Raw genomic sequence first — 17,255 nt, forward strand, 5'->3', positions numbered from 1 at the left:
TTTGTTATTAGGCTGAATATTTATTGACCGGACAAGCAGTTTGCGCTATCATGGTAATGTCCTAGTAATATGATAATTAACTAATAATTGTCCCGTGATTAATGTAAAGAGGGGGGAAACAGATGAGTGAGAAAAAGCAACAAGTATCCCGTAGACAGTTTTTAAATTATACGCTTACAGGCGTTGGCGGATTTATGGCTGCTGGTATGCTAATGCCAATGGTTCGTATGGCTGTAGATCCTGTCCTTAAAGAGTCTGGACATGGTGGGTTGACCAATGTCAGTCTGGCTGTAGAGGATATCACAACAGAGCCACAACGAATTGATTGGAAAATTGATCAGGTGGATGGATGGTATGAGTCTGAGGTAAGTAGGTCTGCATGGGTATTTAAGGATGAAAATGATGAAATTCAGGCTTTTTCCCCGATATGTAAGCATCTAGGATGTGTCGTATCCTGGGAAGGTAATGAGTCCTATCCGAATGAATTCTTTTGTCCTTGCCATAATGGACGCTATTACAAGAGCGGTGAAAACGTTCCAGGTACACCACCATTAGCTCCACTAGATGTTTATGAACAAGAAGTTAGAGACGGAATGTTGTTTCTTGGCGATGCAATTCCTAGAGAGGAGGCGTAATGATTTATGCTACAAAAAATTTATGATTGGATCGACGATCGTATAGATATTACGCCAATATGGCGGGATATTGCTGATCACGAGGTTCCAGAACATGTTAATCCGGCCCATCACTTCTCTGCATTTGTATATTGCTTTGGCGGTCTGACATTCTTTGTCGTGGTCATTCAAATCCTTTCTGGAATGTTTTTGACCATGTACTATGTTCCCGATATTGAGAATGCATGGAAGTCCGTTTATTACTTGCAGACAGAAGTTGCGCATGGACAAATTGTCCGTGGGATGCACCATTGGGGAGCTAGTGTTGTAATTGTCATGTTACTACTACATACATTGCGAGTGTTTTTCCAAGGGGCTTATAAAAAACCGCGTGAGCTTAACTGGATTGTCGGAGTATTAATTTTCTTTATTATGCTTGGACTTGGTTTTACAGGTTATTTATTACCATGGGATAACAAAGCATATTTTGCAACACAGGTTGGGTTAGAAATAGCGGAACAAGTTCCGTTTATCGGAACCCAGCTTAAAACATTACTATCTGGTGATCCATCTATTGTTGGTGCGCAAACATTAACTCGTTTCTTTGCAATCCATGTATTCTTCCTGCCAGCAGCTTTATTTGGATTACTGGCAGCACACTTTGTTCTAATACGAAGACAAGGTATTTCTGGACCATTATAAAAAGGAGGGAAAGCTGTGCATAAGGGAAAAGGCATGAAATTTGTAGGTGATTCTCGTATCTCTGCTGAGAGAAAACCTAATGTACCAAAAGATTATTCTGAATATCCCGGAAGAACAGAAGCTTTCTGGCCCAACTTTTTATTAAAAGAATGGTTGGTTGGTGCTGTCTTCCTTGCTGGATTTTTAACATTAACATTGGCTCATCCTTCTCCACTTGAAGGTGTAGCCGATCCAACGAATGCCGCGTATATCCCATTACCGGATTGGTATTTCTTATTCTTATATGAATTACTGAAATATGAATTTGCTAGTGGTGATTGGACGATCTTGGGCATTCTTGTCTTACCTGGTATCGCATTTGGAGGACTATTACTTGCTCCATTCCTTGATAATGGACCTGGTAGAAGGCCACATCAGCGGCCAGTTGCAGTTGGCATGATGATTTTAGGGCTTGCATCTGTTATGTGGTTAACCTATGAGTCAGCTGAACATGTTGACTGGGAAGCACGTGCAGAAGCGAATAAGCCTATTCCCGCCTCTGATGTAGAAATTGATACAGAGGATCCTGGCTATGCTATTTATGAAAATAACTGCATGCAATGTCATGGAGAAGACTTACAAGGTGGGGGAGCTGCACCTGCTCTTATAGGGACAGAGCACTCAGCTGAAGAAATAGCTACCATTGCGGTTGAAGGGATTGGTTCTATGCCACCCGAACAATTTCAAGGTAGTGATGAAGAATTACAACAGCTTGTAGATTTTATTGTTTCGGTTAATGAACAGGCTGAATAAAGATGACTAAAAAAAACGCCTTTGCCATGTAAACTGGTGAAGGTGTTTTTTTAGACATTAGGGATACATAAAATTTTGTTAAGGAACCAATATTGGAGCAGTTGAAATTTGTGAAGTCTCAAGTAGAAAAAACATACATTAACGAAAAAGATAAACGAACGCGAGTTATTCTAATTTATGATTCCGTAGAATAAAGGAGAAGCTATGGTTAACTACATATTACGTGATAAGCGCTTTTTAATTATATTGTTTATTATTAATTTATTAGGTACTATCTATGGCTATATATGGTACGAAAGTCAGCTTGCAATAACCCCTGACATCTTTCTTATTTTCGTTCCTGATAGCCCTACAGCGAGTCTGTTCTTTACCATTTTCCTCTTGTTTTTCATCTTTGGAAGGAATATTCCATATATAGAAGCACTCGGCATCATAATGCTATTTAAATATGGCGTATGGGCTGTGGTAATGAATCTTTTAACGTTAATTATAGATGGTTCGCTTTCACCAGCTGGTTATATGCTAATGGTTTCGCATGGCGCTATGGCCCTACAGGGACTGTTATACGCTCCATATTACAAAATAAAGCTTCGCCATATTGCCGTTGCAGGGATCTGGACATTGCATAATGATGTTATTGATTATGTTTTTGGAATGATGCCAATTTACTCATCCTTAACCGATTATATGAATGAAATTGGTTACTTTACGTTTTGGTTAAGTATTCTTTCGATATTTATTGCTTACAAATATACAGTAAATAGAAATAACCGTATAAGCGCCTGAGTTGTTGTTATATATTGAGGTCCCTCGCCATATAGTAGATGTAGAAGATATATACGAGGTGATCTCTATGGCTAAGAAAAGAATTTGCTGGTTACTGTTCATCCTCATAGGGATTAAGATAACATTGCTGACAACTTCAACCCGCGTTCTGGCCTATACATCTAGCGCAGCAGCACAGCAAAATGGAATGAAAACTGATTTTACTTTATTGTTTTGGACCATCGGAATTGTAGGTGGTTGTATTGCCATTACATTAACTTATGTAAGCTGGAGAAAATATAAAGGGGAAGAAAAGAAGAAAAAGCAACAAGACAATATAATTGACTAAATCCTCATTTTTGACTAAAATTGACCTTAAGGAATCTATTTTAAAACATGGAGGAATGTAGAATGTTTGGCGGGTTAGGTGGGTATCTCATTTACATTGCGCTCATTATGATTATCCCGTTGTGGGCACAATCAAAAGTTAAAAGTACGTACAAAAAGTATTCCAATAAAGCAACTTCTTCTGGAATGACAGGTGCTCAAGTTGCTCGAAAAATATTAGATGATAATGGATTATACAATGTTTCGATTCAAGAGACCAAAGGAATGTTATCAGACCACTACGATCCTCGGAAGAAAGTCGTTCGCTTATCTTCAGGCAACTTCCATAATCCTTCAATGGCGGCCTCAGCAGTTGCTGCTCACGAAGTAGGACATGCCATCCAGGATGAACAAGGGTATGCATTTCTGAAATTTAGAAGTGCACTTGTACCTGTAGCTAGCCTTGGATCAAATATGTCGTTCTTTCTAATCCTAATAGGGATCTTCACTCAGATATCTCAACTATTTCTTTTAGGGATTATTTTTATGGCAGCTGCTGTATTATTCCAACTTGTAACATTGCCGGTTGAGTTTGATGCGTCCAATCGGGCTATGGGTCAACTTGTTTCGGCAGGAATTATTCGGAATAATGAAGAGCGCGAAACCAAAAAAGTGTTAAATGCTGCCGCAATGACATATGTAGCCGCTGCACTTGTTGCTGTAGCCGAGCTTCTTCGCTTCATTCTAATGTATGCAGCTTCAAGAGATTAACGATAGCTTAAAAACAACACTAAATATGTTTTCCCATTAAACAAGCCAAGCGGCCATTATATGACCGCTTGGCTTTCTTTTTAATCATCATGTAGGGGGTTCTTATTTTCATCTAATGTAAATCCTTCACCTAAAACATCATGGACAGTACTTACTGCTACGAAAGCATGAGGATCGATGGAGTTAATGATACCTTTTAACCTGACTATTTCGTTCCTTGCTACGACACAGTAAAGCACATCTCTCTTCTCTCCTGAAAAACTGCCTCGGCCATCCAAGACTGTGACACCACGATCCATTTCCTTAAGAATTTTTCCTGCAATTTCTTCGCTTTGACTGGAAATAATGGTTGTCCCTTTTGCTGAATAGGCACCTTCTTGAATAAAGTCAATGACCCTCGCTCCAACATATACTGCAACGAGTGTGTACATGCCTTCAACAAGATCAAGAATAGCAAATACCGATGTTGCGATGACGACAAAGTCAAATAAAAACATCGTGCGCCCCATACTCCAGCCTGCATATTTATTTACAAGCCTCGCAATAATGTCAACACCACCAGTGGTTCCACCAAAACGAAAAATGATACCGAGTCCCACACCGATAAATACCCCTGCAAATAAAGCTACCAGTGTCATATCATTCTGTAAGCCTATTTGAAATTGGTATGCTTGGAAAATGCTTAGAAAGACAGACACTGCAGACGTCCCGATTATTGTGTAAAGAAACGTATTCCGGCCAAGAAATTTCCACCCTATAAAAAATAGAGGAATATTTAACAATATATTTGTAATGGCAGGATCCCATTCCCAAATAAAATATAGGAGTAGGGTAATCCCGGTAAATCCGCCTTCTCCGAGGTTATTTTGCATATTAAAATGAACAATACCAAAAGAAAAAATAGCAGAACCTAATAATATAAAGAGTATGTTTTTTAATTTTAATCCAAACATCATGGACAAGTCCTCCCTTCATTTATATGTAAATAATATATATCCACGCCCCAATTAAGGTATGTCAGAATAAAAAGTTTGTCAAATCACAGCCTATTAGCTAACATGTTAGATAGGATAAAGTGAAACTTCATTGGGTATGGACTTATCTAGCCAATGTTAGTTGGATGAATCGTATCAATATAAAGGGGTTTTTTATTATTCATACACATGACTATACCACAAAAGAAATGCAAAAACGTGTCGATGATTATATTTCCCAATTCAAGGAAGGATATTTCTCTCCATTAAGTTTGATGGCAAGACTTTCTGAAGAAGTGGGAGAGTTAGCACGTGAAGTCAACCATTATTATGGGGAAAAGCCCAAAAAGGAAAGCGAGCAGGTAAAAACAGTGGAAGACGAGTTAGGGGATATTTTATTTGTGCTTTCCTGCTTTGCTAATTCGCTAGACATTAATTTATCTGATGCGTTTAATACGTCACTAACAAAAATAGAGACAAGAGATAAAAATCGCTGGACAAAAAAGGAAACAACGTAGATTACCAGTCAGGGAGGAAGCAAAAAATGAAGAAGATAATTATTGCTGGACCACGTGGCAAAATGGGCTCTGAAGCTATAAAGCTTGTGCAATCTCATGAAGACATGCGTTTGGTCGCTTGTATTGACCGAAAGAACAATGGGAAAAAGCTAGCAGACATAGCGGAGTTACCTAACCTAGATGTGCCAATCTATGAAGATGCATTGGAGTGCTTTAGTGAAATTGATGCAGATATTCTAATTGAATTAACTATCCCTGAACAAGGATACAAACATACGAAAGCGGCAATGGAGCATGGTATTCGACCAGTTGTTGGTACTACTGGCTTTACTGAGGAACAAATTGATGAGCTAAGTTGGCTCGCTAGCGAAAGAAAAATCGGATGTATTATTGCGCCTAATTTTGCTATTGGGGCCGTTTTAATGATGAAATTTTCTCAAATGGCAGCACAATATTTTCCAGACGTTGATATTATTGAGAAGCACCATGATAACAAACTAGATGCCCCTTCAGGTACTGCAGTAAAAACAGCTGAAATGATAAAGGAATCTAGGGAATATAAAAAACAGGGCCATGCAGATGAAAAAGAGACCTATCCAGGTGCAAGGGGAGCAGATTATGATGGAATGCGAATCCATAGTGTTCGTTTACCAGGCTTAGTTGCCCATCAGGAAGTAATCTTTGGAAGCCCTGGGCAAACTTTAACAATAAAGCATGACTCAATTAATCGCGCTTCTTTTATGGAAGGGATTAAACTAGCCACTGATAAAGTAATGGAAATACAAGAAGTTATATATGGTTTAGAAAATGTTTTATAGGGGGAGAACACAATGAATATTGCTTTAATTGCACATGATAAGAAGAAACAAGAGATAATTGGCTTTACTGTGGCCTATACCTCCATTCTTAAAAGACATCAATTGTTTGCGACAGGTACAACTGGAAGCAAGATTTCGGAAGCGACCTCCTTACCTGTACATTTATTTCAATCTGGTCCGCTCGGAGGAGATCAGCAAATTGGAGCCATGATTGCCAATAATGAAATGGATATGGTTATTTTTTTCAGAGATCCATTAACTGCACAGCCACACGAACCAGATGTGAGTGCACTTATGCGACTTTGTGATGTTCATCAGATTCCACTTGCAACAAATATTGCAGCTGCAGAGATATTTATTCGAGGATTGGATCAAGGGAATTTAGATTGGAGAAAAATCATTAAAGACAGAGAGGAAGAGGATAAACAGGGATGAAGAAGATAGGAATTACCTGTTATCCCACTGTTGGTGGCTCTGGTGTTATTGCAACAGAGCTGGGGATACGGTTGGCAGAGGAAGGGCATGAAATCCATTTTATTACGTCAAGTTTGCCCTTTCGCTTAAATAAAGTATATCCAAATATTTTTTACCATGAAGTAGAACTTAATCATTATCCTGTTTTTCAATATCCGCCATATGACCTTGCCCTTGCAACTAAAATGGCAGAGGTTATTGACAGAGAGAAACTTGATATACTACATGTACATTATGCGATGCCACATGCTGTATGTGCTATTCTTGCCAGAGACATTGCGAAGCATGAGGTAAAGATCGTAACAACGCTTCATGGCACAGATATTACGGTTTTAGGTATAGATAACACTTTCCAAAAAATGATTAAGCATGGCATTGAGCAGTCAGATGCCGTCACGGCAGTGTCAGCAGATCTAGTTAGACAAACAGAAGAAATGCTACAAGTTAATAAAGAAATTGAAGTGATTTATAACTTTGTAAATGAAAATGAATACTATAAGCAGCATATTCCAGAGTTGAAAAAGCAATATGGGATCCAGGACGAAGAAAAAGTAGTCATTCACATCTCCAATTTTCGTAAAGTTAAACGGCTTGAGGATGTCATTCAAACCTTCTATAAAATCCAATCGGAGGTACAGAGTAAATTACTTTTGATAGGCGATGGACCAGAATATACAAATGCAGTTCAACTAGTAAAAAATCTGAATATAGAGGATAAGGTACTGTTTCTTGGTAAACAGAAAAATATTCGTGATCTTTTATCTATTTCAGATCTTAAATTACTCTTATCTGAGAAAGAGAGCTTCGGATTGGTATTGCTTGAAGGTATGGCCTGTGAAGTTCCTTGTATTGCAACAAATATTGGAGGCATACCGGAAGTGGTGAATGACGGTGAGACGGGCTATATCGTGGAACTAGGAGATACGAAGCGGGCTGCCGCACTAGGGATTGAACTATTACAGGATCCAGAGAAGTTAGAACAGTTTTCACAAAATGCACTTAATAGAGCCAACAGCTATTTCAATTCAGAGAGCATTGTACAGCAGTATATCGAACTCTATTATAGGGTGTTAAACTAAACACTAGTGGTGATTAAAATGCTTGATAGTCCATTTAAAGAAGCGACTGCCGTGTTAGAGCGGATTGAACAAAACGGGCATGAAGCCTATTTCGTTGGAGGTTGTGTTCGTGATCATCTGCTTGATAGAAAGATAAGAGATGTAGACATTGCAACATCGGCAACACCGCAGTTCGTCCAAAATATATTTGATAAGGTAATTCCAGTAGGGATAGAACATGGGACAGTTATTGTTCGACATCTGGACACTTCCTATGAAGTTACAACGTTTCGGATTGATGGAACCTATTCTGACAGCCGTCATCCTGACCATGTCGCATTTATTAATAAAATTGATAAAGACTTAGAAAGACGCGATTTTACAATTAATGCTATGGCAATGAATAAGCAAGGACAAATTATTGACCTCTACCATGGTAGAGAAGATTTAAACAAACGAATTATTCGCACGGTTGGAGATGGATATGAGCGATTTAAAGAAGATCCCCTACGGATGGTTCGAGCGGTGCGATTTGCCAGTCAGCTTGGATTTACGCTAGATATAGAAACGAAAAACCAGATCAGGTCATTAAATAAAGAAATAAATACTGTTGCTGTAGAACGTATTGCTGTTGAGATGGAAAAGTTTTTTGCAGGTGATTATATTTCCGAGGCGATGAAGGAGTTAAAAACAACCGAACTTTTTAATAATCTCCCTGTTTTTAAGTACCAACCTAGTCTAATAAATCTGCTTCCAGCGGAACAGACACCATTACATTCACTTGCAGAAATGTTTGCCTTTTTTCACTTCCTTTACCCACAAATTTCGGTAAACACATGGATAAAAGAATGGAAGGCCTCCAATCAATCGAAACGGAATACAATCAAACTAGTTGAAGCAGTGACAGAATTTAGAAACAATGGATTAGAAAACTGGATTGTTTATCAATTACCGAGTGACCTCTATGCAGGTTTTATTCGTGTATTAACCGCTCTTTCTGAACACGCCATACCAACTTTACAAGAAATGCGAACTATTGTATCTGGTCTGCCTATTGAAAATCGGCAAGAGCTTGAAATAGATGGGAATGATTTAATTAAATTATTTCCTGATGTAACAAAAGGCCCTTGGATGCAAAAGCTCCTTAACCAAGTAGAATATCTTGTTGTAATGAGAAAATTAACCAATAAGAAAGAAAAAATAAGGGAATGGTTAAAATGGAATCCACCAGAAGTAAATTGATTCGACTACTTGCAGATGCTAAAGAGTCTTATATTTCAGGTCAGCAGCTCTCGGAACAATTACATATTTCCAGAACGGCAATTTGGAAACACATGAAAGAGTTAGAAAAAGATGGGTACGTGATAGAGGCGAAACCTAAAACAGGATACAGAATTAAGAAATTTTCAGGAAACGTTAGTTCCAATACTATTACATGGGGTCTTAACACGTTGTGGATAGGTAAGGAGATTATTCATAAACCTACAGTCACTTCCACGCAGGTTGTTGCACACCAAGCTGCACGGGATAACTCACCTCATGGCACAGTGGTCATAGCTGATGAACAATCCAGTGGCAGGGGAAGAATGGAGCGCGTATGGCACTCCAAAAAAGGAAAGGGTGTATGGATGAGTATCATTTTACGTCCTAATATACCGCCATATATGGCTCCCCAGCTAACCCTCATGACAGCAACAGCTATTGCTGAGGTGCTGGATCAGTATGATGGCATACAACCTAATATAAAGTGGCCAAATGATATACTTATCCAGAATAAAAAGGTAGCTGGTATTCTTACAGAGATGCAGGCTGAACAAGATCGTATCCAGTATGTGGTAGTAGGCATAGGCTTAAATGTAAACCAAGACAATACAGAAATACCTGATGCCATCCATTACAGGGCAACTTCTTTGAAAATGGAGACAGAGAAGGAGTGGCCAATAATAGAGTTAGTGCAAAAAATTCTTGAAGGACTTGAAAAAGAATACGAATCTTTTCTCAAAAAAGGTTTTGGTGATGTAAAATCAAAATGGGAAAACTATGGATTTAGGATAGGCGAAATGATTTCTTTACATAGTGGTACTGAAAAGAAGGAAGCCGTTTTTTTAGGTATCGCAGAGGATGGTGCACTCCTAATTGAATCATCAAAGGGAGAAGCAGAAAAAATTTACTCAGCTGAAATTGATTGGTTTGTGGAAGACTAAGAAGTAGTCATATAATGAAAGCATAGATAGAGGGAAAGTGAGGTGGTCGAGTGGAACGATTTGTCGTGATCGACCTAGAAACTACCGGCCATTCAGCAGTAAAAAGAGATAAAATTATTGAAGTTGGTATTGTAGTTATCGAAGAGAATGAAGTAGTTGATAGCTATGGCACTTTCCTCAACCCGGGTAAATCCATTCCTGAATTTATATCAAGTTTAACAGGTATAAGGGATGAGGATGTTAAAGATGCACCGACATTTGAAGAAAGGGCAGAGGAAATTGCTGCTTTATTTGAAGACAGTTATTTAATTGCACATAACGTCCCATTCGATATGGGCTTTATAAACGCTGAATTTGCAGCAGTGGGGAGAGAATTACTTCAAAATCCAGTTCTAGATACGGTAGAATTGGCACGTGTTCTTTACCCTAAGGCTCCCAGCTATAAATTAGGTCAGCTTGCAGAGTACTTGGGAATTCACCATGAAGACCCGCATCGCGCATTATCTGACGCATACGTAACAGCAAAGCTATTTTTAAAGCTTAGGGAGCGACTTGATAACCTTCCTTATGAGACAATTACACATTTAATACGCCTTGAGAAAATGTTAAAATCAGATCTTTTCGCATTACTGGCTGATCGAGAAAATGAGCTTGCATTTTCTACCCAGGAAGATCCTGAGTTAGAAACATTTCAGGGTCTTGCATTTAAAAAAATCAAGGAGACAAAGAATACGCCACAAACGAGGATAGGCTCCTATGGAGATTTTTTAGATGCAATCTATGAAGAAGGCGGGACACTATCTCAGCAAATGGCTCGATATGAGAAAAGAACAGGCCAGCGTGAGATGTCAGAAACCATTTATGACGCATTTCAATCTCGACGTCATGCTTTAATAGAAGCAGAAACTGGTACAGGAAAATCACTTGCATACATACTTCCTGCTATTTATGATGCCGTTATATCTGGACAGCGACTGGTTATCAGTACCTTTACTACCCAGTTACAGACACAGCTATTAGAAGAGGAAATCCCGCTAATACGTAATCTTCTTCCATTTCCTTTTAAGGTAGCCTTACTAAAAGGGAAAAGCCATTATATCAGTTTGGAAAAATTTGAAAGGGAATTGCTTAGCACAGAGAAGGATAATTATGATATCACCCTCACGAAGGCCATGATTTTAGTTTGGCTAACAGAAACGCAAACCGGAGATATTGACGAGGTTCAGTTACCTTCAAGTGGTTATTTATTTTTTAGACGCGTATCTACAGATACAGAAGCCCATGTGGATCCCCAGTCTCCATGGTTCTTAAGATCCTATTACCAAAAAGCGAGAAAAGCAGCTCAACAGGCTGACATTGTGATTACAAATCATGCGCTTCTAGCTACAGATATCTTTAATGATTATCAATTATTGCCAAGCTACGATAAAGTGATCATTGATGAAGCACATCATTTTGAGGAAACCGCATCAAAGCACTATGGACTTAAGCTAGATTATATGAACATGCAGTATACGCTAAATCAGATAGGCGAGACCAATGATCCAAAATTTATTGGTCAATTGATTACGAAATACAGAGACTTTATAGAAGAGGAAATGATTGATAGATGGGATGATCTCATAATTGATGCAAAATATGAGACCGATGATTTGTTTCGGGGTATTTTCCAGTATGTGGCCGAACAAAATAAGCATCAAAAATCTTTAAGCGATATTGGTCGGACACAATACAGGTTTGAGAATAGCAAGGAAGATACGGCAAAATGGGACACTATTTTGGAGATGACAAACCGCTTGATGTTTTTCCTTCGTGATTTAATCTATATTTTAGCAAGGCTAGATCAGAATCTTGCGAAACAATATGAAGATAAATATGACAAAAATGAAGTTGAACAGTATATTGAGCAGCTACAACAATATATGGATCATCTTGAATCCCTCTTTCTTGCAGCCGATTCACCTAAGTTCGTTAAATGGGTGGAAGTGGAAACATATGGAGCAAAAAATGCAGTATATCTATATAGTGAACCAACGGATATATCTGGTTTTCTATCCACTGATTTCTTTGCAAAAAAAGAAAGTGTTATTTTGACCAGCGCTACCCTGACTATGAAGAATTCGTTTACTTTTATTAAAGAGCGATTAGGATTAACAGACGAAGAAATTGAAACCAAGAAGATTCCTTCTCCATTCTCTTATAAAGATCAGGTCCAACTGATGATTCCAACTGATTTTCCTGATATAAAACATGGCAATCAGGACGACTTTATTTATGCCACGTGTGAGGCTATCTTTTCGCTAGCTGAAATCACCAGTGGAAGAATGCTTGTTCTATTTACGTCTTATGATATGTTAAAGAAATCCTACTATCTGCTTAAAGAAATTATGGACACATCCACCTACGCTTTAATTGCGCAAGGCATATCAAGTGGAAGCAGGAGCAGGCTAAAAAAGAATTTCCAAACATTTGATCAATCCATATTACTGGGAACCAGTTCATTCTGGGAAGGTGTAGATATACCTGGAGAAGACTTATCCAGTCTGGTGATTGTACGTTTGCCATTTCAACCACCAGATCATCCTATTTTTGAAGCAAAATCTGCAAATTTAAAGGAAAATGGGAAGAATGCGTTCATGGAATTATCGTTACCAAATGCTGTTATTCGATTTAAACAAGGCTTTGGCAGGCTTATCCGTTCAAACACGGATAGAGGGATCGTATTCGTTTGTGATTCAAGGATCATTCAAGCGAGATATGGCAAGTATTTTCTTGATTCTATACCTGAGATTCCTTTAACGAAGGATACAACCCAACAGCTAATGCGAAAAGCAGAAGAATGGTTCTAATATATTTATCAGTGGATCATAAAAGGTAAAAAAACTACTGATGCGTCAATTGTGCATCAGTAGGAAAGATGGTATGGTATAGGTTGGAATAAATTTATTGAATTAAATAAAACACAATCCTTCGCTTACTTGGTATACTGTAATTGCGTTTCACCTTATATCAACATACTTATAGTATAAGCAATGAGCCCTACACTATGTCTAACAATATTTGATAAAACAAGCAGTTCTTTAACTGGAGGGGAAAAGATGGATAATAAAATACAAACCCTGTCAACAGTCAAGCTCCAATATTCATCAGATCTTTATAAAATTGTCGATTCATTAAATCGAACTCTTAAAGAGGATGATTTAATGTTTGGTCTAACATTGGATGAAAATGATGAGAATCAGGCAATCTTCACCATATACAAAACCTAGCTGGCTGAGATGGAGCTTGCTGCTAGTAGGCATTGTAGTAGTAGCAATAGGGATATATGCTGCATTTTTGTATCATGACATAAACGAAAATCGAACTGCAGGATTTGAAACAACAAAAAAGCAGGTCTTATCTGCTACATCTGTAACAGAGATTGAAAAAGTTGTCACCTTCAATGGGGCAGAGAGCTATCATGTAGTATTTGGGCAAACGGATGAGAATGAAGGCAGACTCGTTTTTTACCCTTTGAAGGGTAAGGAAAAGACCTTGACGACTATTAACGAACAAGAGATGATTAGTGAAGAAGATATGCTACGTAAGTGGAAAAGCAATTGTACCGATTGTGAATTTATTAAGATCGTACCAGGAATAGTCGATGAAGAGGTACTCTGGGAAATCACGTATCGGGATGCTTCTGACCGTTATGTTCTCGATTACTATGCAATCGAAGATGGTAGTCAATTCGAACAATATCGCTTAAAACAAATGTTTAAATAGAAAGGTGAAAAGTGAATGAACTTAGCTAAAAGAGTAAAAACATTATCACCCTCTTCCACACTTGCTATTACAGCAAAAGCGAAGGAGTTAAAACAGCAAGGACATGATGTAATTGGACTCGGAGCGGGGGAGCCGGACTTTAATACCCCACAATATATCCTCGACGCTGCAATGGAGGCAATGAATGATGGGAGAACAAAATATACACCATCTGGCGGCATTGTAGAATTGAAAGATGCGATTGTGAATAAGTTTCAAACTGATAATCAACTTCGTTATCGTCCTGACCAAATTATTGTAACAACTGGCGCTAAACATGCATTGTACACGTTATTTCAAGTGTTATTAGATGATAAAGATGAAGTTATTGTGCCAAAACCATATTGGGTAAGCTATCCGGAGCAAGTAAAACTAGCTGGCGGGCAACCTGTTTTTGTAACAGCTAAAGAAGACAATCATTTTAAAATGACACCACAGGAGCTTGAGGCGGCGATTACAGAGAAAACAAAAGCTGTTATTATCAACTCTCCAAGTAACCCAACAGGTATGATGTATACAAAAGCAGAGTTAAAGGCATTAGGCGAGGTATGCCTAAAACATAATATCCTTATCGTTTCAGATGAGATTTACGAAAAGCTAATATATACAGATGATGAACATGTATCAGTTGCTCAGTTGTCACAGGAATTATATGAACACACGATCGTAATCAATGGTGTAAGTAAATCCCACTCCATGACTGGTTGGAGAATTGGATACGCAGCTGGACCACAAGAAATTATTAAAGCCATGACAAACCTTGCATCGCATTCTACATCAAACCCCACATCTATTGCTCAATATGCAGCTTTGGCGGCGTATGAGCAAACCGGTGATACAACATTAGATGAAATGAAGAAAGTATTTGCAGAACGATTGGAAATGCTACACGCGTTGTTAAGTGATATACCTGGTGTTAGCTGCATTAAACCAAAAGGGGCTTTTTACTTATTTCCTAATGTTAAGGAAGCAGCAACCAATTGTGGCTATGCTAATGTAGATGATTGGGTAGCAGCTTTATTAGAAGAGGAAAAAGTTGCCGTTGTGCCTGGTTCTGGCTTTGGTTCAGAGGATAATATTAGGTTATCTTATGCTACTTCAACAGAAGCACTTAAAGAAGCAGCCGAAAGAATTAAACAATTTGTTATAAAACATCAATCATAGATGTGTAGGAGGTAGAAAAGTGAAAATTACTATATCGCAAGCACCAAAATATAATGAACAAACGGTTACTATGGGAGCATGGTTATCAAATAAACGCTCAAGTGGTAAAATTGCATTTTTACAATTACGTGATGGGACAGGTTTTATCCAAGGTGTTGTTGTAAAAAGTGATGTCAGCGAGGAAGCTTTTCAGCTCGCAAAAAATATCACACAGGAATCTTCCATGTACATAACTGGTAAGATCGTGGAAGATACAAGATCTCCTTTTGGCTATGAAATGCAGGTTAGTGATATCGAATTGATTCATGAAGCAACAGATTATCCAATTACACCAAAAGAGCATGGGACAGAGTTCTTAATGGACCATAGACATTTATGGCTTCGCTCTAAACGTCAGCATGCAGTGATGAAGATTCGTAATGAGATCATTCGTTCGACTTACCAATTTTTCAACGAAAATGACTATGTAAAGATAGATCCACCAATCCTAACTGGCTCTTCTGCTGAAGGGACAACAGAGCTTTTCCATACAAAGTATTTTGACGAGGAGGCATATCTCTCTCAAAGTGGACAATTGTACATGGAAGCAGCTGCAATGGCTTTTGGTAAAGTATTTTCTTTTGGACCAACCTTCCGTGCCGAGAAATCTAAAACGAGAAGACATCTTATCGAGTTCTGGATGATAGAACCCGAAATGGCTTTTGTAAATCATGAGGAAAGCTTAGAGATACAAGAGCAATATGTCAGCTTTATCGCACAAAATGTTTTAGAGAACTGTAAATTGGAGTTGGATGTTCTCGAGAGGGATACATCGAAATTAGAAGCTATTAAAGCGCCTTTCCCAAGAATTTCTTATGACGATGCGATTGCATTACTTCAAGAAAAAGGATTTACAGATATTAAATGGGGCGAAGACTTTGGTGCGCCACATGAAACGGCTATAGCAGAAAGCTTTGACAAGCCTGTATTCATTACAAACTATCCAAAAGATATTAAAGCCTTTTATATGAAACCACATCCGGATCGCTCGGATGTTGTGTTATGTGCCGATTTAATCGCTCCCGAAGGATATGGAGAAATCATTGGAGGATCACAACGAATTGATGATCTACAATTAATGCAGGAACGCTATGAAGAGCATGGTCTAACAGGACAAGCTTATAAGTGGTACCTCGAACTCCGTCAATATGGAAGTGTTCCACACTCTGGTTTCGGTCTTGGCTTAGAAAGAACGGTAGCCTGGTTATCAGGTGTAGACCATGTAAGAGAAACAATACCGTTCCCACGTTTATTAAATCGTTTGTATCCATAAGTATCGATTAAGTTTTAAAACGCAATCCCTTGCCTTTTACAGTGCAAGGGATTTTTATTCCGTTTATGAAAGAAAATGGTAGGGGACAGGCTACTTTAGTAAAATATCTCTAGTAACCAACTTTGATCTCTTTAGACATTTTACACTTTTAAAATGATGTGTCGAAACGGTAATAAATGGTGATGTGTCACACTGGAAAGTCTTAAACCAGCCGAATTCAATCGAGATTTTTCTAACATTAACATGCTATACTAACAATTGAGGTGCTAATATGAAGAAGCAATTGCAAGTTCAACAAATACTATTGGATCAAATAAATATACCAATAAAGCTTTTCACTTCTTTTCAAACGTTGGGGCTTGACGAAACAGACGTCATGCTTATTTTACAAGTACAGCAATTTCAACAAAAGGGAATTGGGTTTCCCACTCCAGCAGAACTATCAGATAATATGACAATAAATGAGGAACAATGCTCTAATTTATTACGCAAGCTAATTCAAAAAGGAGTACTGGTTATTGAAAAAAATAACAATAAAGAGACGGAAAAGATTAGTGAAGTATATTCTTTAAACGAGTTATGGGAAAAGCTCTATACAGAAAAGGAAGATAAAACGGAAGAACATGCGGATGGGACGATTTTTGTTCTATTTGAACAAGAATTCGGCAGACCACTGTCACCTTTTGAAATTGAGACAATCAATGGTTGGCTTGATGAAGATAAACAAGCCGCCTCTTTAATTAAGGCAGCCTTAAGAGAATCGGTTTTAATGGGCAAGTTGAATTTCAAATACATCGATCGTATTTTAAGAGAATGGCATAAGAAAGGAATCCACACGGTAGAACAAGCAAGAGATGCGAGTAAGAAGTTTCATGGCAATCAGACTACAAAACAAGAAGGCCATCGTACTAAACGGGATACATCCTTTTACTATAACTGGCTAGAAGGGGAGGATTAG

The 17,255-nt window shown here is 38.2% G+C and carries 18 protein-coding genes and 1 pseudogene; 18 read left to right on the forward strand and 1 reads right to left on the reverse strand.

What is annotated here, in order from left to right:
* The first annotated feature begins 122 nt into the window (after positions 1-122).
* From BN988_RS02430 to BN988_RS02455, 6 genes and pseudogenes are all read left to right on the forward strand, one after another.
* Positions 123-635, forward strand: coding sequence for a QcrA and Rieske domain-containing protein (locus BN988_RS02430; protein WP_036572830.1), 513 nt, complete (start codon positions 123-125; stop codon positions 633-635).
* Between the two features lie 6 nt (positions 636-641).
* Positions 642-1,316: a menaquinol-cytochrome c reductase cytochrome b subunit gene (gene qcrB / locus BN988_RS02435; protein ID WP_036572831.1), complete on the forward strand. Its 675-nt coding sequence runs from the start codon at positions 642-644 to the stop codon at positions 1,314-1,316.
* Positions 1,317-1,331: 15 nt separating this feature from the next.
* Complete coding sequence (locus BN988_RS02440) at positions 1,332-2,108, forward strand: menaquinol-cytochrome c reductase cytochrome b/c subunit (protein WP_036572833.1); 777 nt, start codon at positions 1,332-1,334, stop codon at positions 2,106-2,108.
* Positions 2,109-2,312: 204 nt separating this feature from the next.
* Entirely contained in the window at positions 2,313-2,894 is a 582-nt protein-coding gene (gene lhaT / locus BN988_RS02445) for a lipoprotein heptaprenylglyceryl N-acetyltransferase LhaT (protein WP_036572834.1), read from the forward strand.
* Positions 2,895-3,102: 208 nt separating this feature from the next.
* A pseudogene (locus tag BN988_RS19380) lies at positions 3,103-3,222 on the forward strand (sporulation protein YpjB); the annotation flags it as partial.
* Between the two features lie 62 nt (positions 3,223-3,284).
* Positions 3,285-3,971, forward strand: a complete 687-nt coding sequence (locus BN988_RS02455; protein ID WP_036572838.1) for a zinc metallopeptidase — start codon at positions 3,285-3,287, stop codon at positions 3,969-3,971.
* Between the two features lie 80 nt (positions 3,972-4,051).
* Here the strand turns inward: BN988_RS02455 and BN988_RS02460 are convergent, their stop codons facing one another.
* Positions 4,052-4,927, reverse strand: coding sequence for a YitT family protein (locus BN988_RS02460; protein WP_036572839.1), 876 nt, complete (start codon positions 4,925-4,927; stop codon positions 4,052-4,054).
* A 227-nt stretch (positions 4,928-5,154) separates the two neighbouring features.
* Here BN988_RS02460 and BN988_RS02465 point away from each other — a divergent pair, with 227 nt between their 5' ends.
* The 12 genes from BN988_RS02465 to BN988_RS02515 all read left to right on the forward strand — a co-directional run bounded on the left by BN988_RS02465 (position 5,155) and on the right by BN988_RS02515 (position 17,255).
* Positions 5,155-5,463, forward strand: a complete 309-nt coding sequence (locus BN988_RS02465; RefSeq protein WP_036576287.1) for a nucleotide pyrophosphohydrolase — start codon at positions 5,155-5,157, stop codon at positions 5,461-5,463.
* Between the two features lie 26 nt (positions 5,464-5,489).
* Positions 5,490-6,281, forward strand: a complete 792-nt coding sequence (dapB, locus tag BN988_RS02470; RefSeq protein WP_036572841.1) for a 4-hydroxy-tetrahydrodipicolinate reductase — start codon at positions 5,490-5,492, stop codon at positions 6,279-6,281.
* A gap of 12 nt (positions 6,282-6,293) precedes the next feature.
* Positions 6,294-6,716 (forward strand): methylglyoxal synthase, encoded by a 423-nt coding sequence (locus tag BN988_RS02475; protein ID WP_036572843.1) that lies wholly within the window; start codon positions 6,294-6,296, stop codon positions 6,714-6,716.
* Positions 6,713-7,834 (forward strand): N-acetyl-alpha-D-glucosaminyl L-malate synthase BshA, encoded by a 1,122-nt coding sequence (gene bshA / locus BN988_RS02480; RefSeq protein WP_036572845.1) that lies wholly within the window; start codon positions 6,713-6,715, stop codon positions 7,832-7,834. Before BN988_RS02475 ends, bshA begins: the two co-directional genes overlap by 4 nt.
* A gap of 18 nt (positions 7,835-7,852) precedes the next feature.
* Positions 7,853-9,055 carry a CCA tRNA nucleotidyltransferase gene (locus BN988_RS02485; RefSeq protein ID WP_036572847.1) on the forward strand — a complete coding sequence of 401 codons (1,203 nt, stop codon included), beginning with the start codon at positions 7,853-7,855 and terminating at the stop codon, positions 9,053-9,055.
* Positions 9,031-10,017, forward strand: a complete 987-nt coding sequence (locus BN988_RS02490) for a biotin--[acetyl-CoA-carboxylase] ligase (protein ID WP_036572848.1) — start codon at positions 9,031-9,033, stop codon at positions 10,015-10,017. Before BN988_RS02485 ends, BN988_RS02490 begins: the two co-directional genes overlap by 25 nt.
* 50 nt (positions 10,018-10,067) lie before the next feature.
* Positions 10,068-12,866 (forward strand): ATP-dependent DNA helicase DinG, encoded by a 2,799-nt coding sequence (gene dinG / locus BN988_RS02495; protein ID WP_036572850.1) that lies wholly within the window; start codon positions 10,068-10,070, stop codon positions 12,864-12,866.
* 249 nt (positions 12,867-13,115) lie between these two features.
* Complete coding sequence (locus tag BN988_RS18515) at positions 13,116-13,286, forward strand: YpmA family protein (RefSeq protein WP_081779338.1); 171 nt, start codon at positions 13,116-13,118, stop codon at positions 13,284-13,286.
* Positions 13,249-13,782 (forward strand): cell wall elongation regulator TseB-like domain-containing protein, encoded by a 534-nt coding sequence (locus BN988_RS02500; RefSeq protein WP_036572851.1) that lies wholly within the window; start codon positions 13,249-13,251, stop codon positions 13,780-13,782. The genes BN988_RS18515 and BN988_RS02500 overlap by 38 nt, the downstream gene beginning before the upstream one ends.
* 15 nt (positions 13,783-13,797) lie before the next feature.
* The gene (locus BN988_RS02505) at positions 13,798-14,985 is read left to right on the forward strand and encodes a pyridoxal phosphate-dependent aminotransferase (RefSeq protein ID WP_036572852.1); all 1,188 of its coding nucleotides are present in this window, start codon (positions 13,798-13,800) and stop codon (positions 14,983-14,985) included.
* Positions 14,986-15,004: 19 nt separating this feature from the next.
* Entirely contained in the window at positions 15,005-16,297 is a 1,293-nt protein-coding gene (asnS, locus tag BN988_RS02510; protein ID WP_036572853.1) for an asparagine--tRNA ligase, read from the forward strand.
* A 271-nt stretch (positions 16,298-16,568) separates the two neighbouring features.
* Positions 16,569-17,255, forward strand: coding sequence for a DnaD domain-containing protein (locus tag BN988_RS02515; RefSeq protein WP_036572854.1), 687 nt, complete (start codon positions 16,569-16,571; stop codon positions 17,253-17,255).

The organism is Oceanobacillus picturae (genome assembly GCF_000612865.1).
GTDB lineage: Bacteria > Bacillota > Bacilli > Bacillales > Amphibacillaceae > Oceanobacillus_B > Oceanobacillus_B jordanicus.

What these genes read in the sequence shown, in the direction of transcription:
- BN988_RS02490 (WP_036572848.1), top strand. Translation starts at nt 9,031, where the DNA reads ATGGAATCCACCAGAAGTAAATTGATTCGACTACTTGCAGATGCTAAA.
- BN988_RS02500 (WP_036572851.1), top strand. Translation starts at nt 13,249, where the DNA reads ATGAGAATCAGGCAATCTTCACCATATACAAAACCTAGCTGGCTGAGA.
- BN988_RS02460 (WP_036572839.1), bottom strand. Translation starts at nt 4,927, where the DNA reads ATGATGTTTGGATTAAAATTAAAAAACATACTCTTTATATTATTAGGT.
- qcrB (WP_036572831.1), top strand. Translation starts at nt 642, where the DNA reads ATGCTACAAAAAATTTATGATTGGATCGACGATCGTATAGATATTACG.
- BN988_RS18515 (WP_081779338.1), top strand. Translation starts at nt 13,116, where the DNA reads ATGGATAATAAAATACAAACCCTGTCAACAGTCAAGCTCCAATATTCA.
- BN988_RS02515 (WP_036572854.1), top strand. Translation starts at nt 16,569, where the DNA reads ATGAAGAAGCAATTGCAAGTTCAACAAATACTATTGGATCAAATAAAT.
- BN988_RS02505 (WP_036572852.1), top strand. Translation starts at nt 13,798, where the DNA reads ATGAACTTAGCTAAAAGAGTAAAAACATTATCACCCTCTTCCACACTT.
- lhaT (WP_036572834.1), top strand. Translation starts at nt 2,313, where the DNA reads ATGGTTAACTACATATTACGTGATAAGCGCTTTTTAATTATATTGTTT.
- dapB (WP_036572841.1), top strand. Translation starts at nt 5,490, where the DNA reads ATGAAGAAGATAATTATTGCTGGACCACGTGGCAAAATGGGCTCTGAA.
- bshA (WP_036572845.1), top strand. Translation starts at nt 6,713, where the DNA reads ATGAAGAAGATAGGAATTACCTGTTATCCCACTGTTGGTGGCTCTGGT.
- BN988_RS02465 (WP_036576287.1), top strand. Translation starts at nt 5,155, where the DNA reads ATGCAAAAACGTGTCGATGATTATATTTCCCAATTCAAGGAAGGATAT.
- BN988_RS02430 (WP_036572830.1), top strand. Translation starts at nt 123, where the DNA reads ATGAGTGAGAAAAAGCAACAAGTATCCCGTAGACAGTTTTTAAATTAT.
- BN988_RS02485 (WP_036572847.1), top strand. Translation starts at nt 7,853, where the DNA reads ATGCTTGATAGTCCATTTAAAGAAGCGACTGCCGTGTTAGAGCGGATT.
- BN988_RS02475 (WP_036572843.1), top strand. Translation starts at nt 6,294, where the DNA reads ATGAATATTGCTTTAATTGCACATGATAAGAAGAAACAAGAGATAATT.
- BN988_RS02455 (WP_036572838.1), top strand. Translation starts at nt 3,285, where the DNA reads ATGTTTGGCGGGTTAGGTGGGTATCTCATTTACATTGCGCTCATTATG.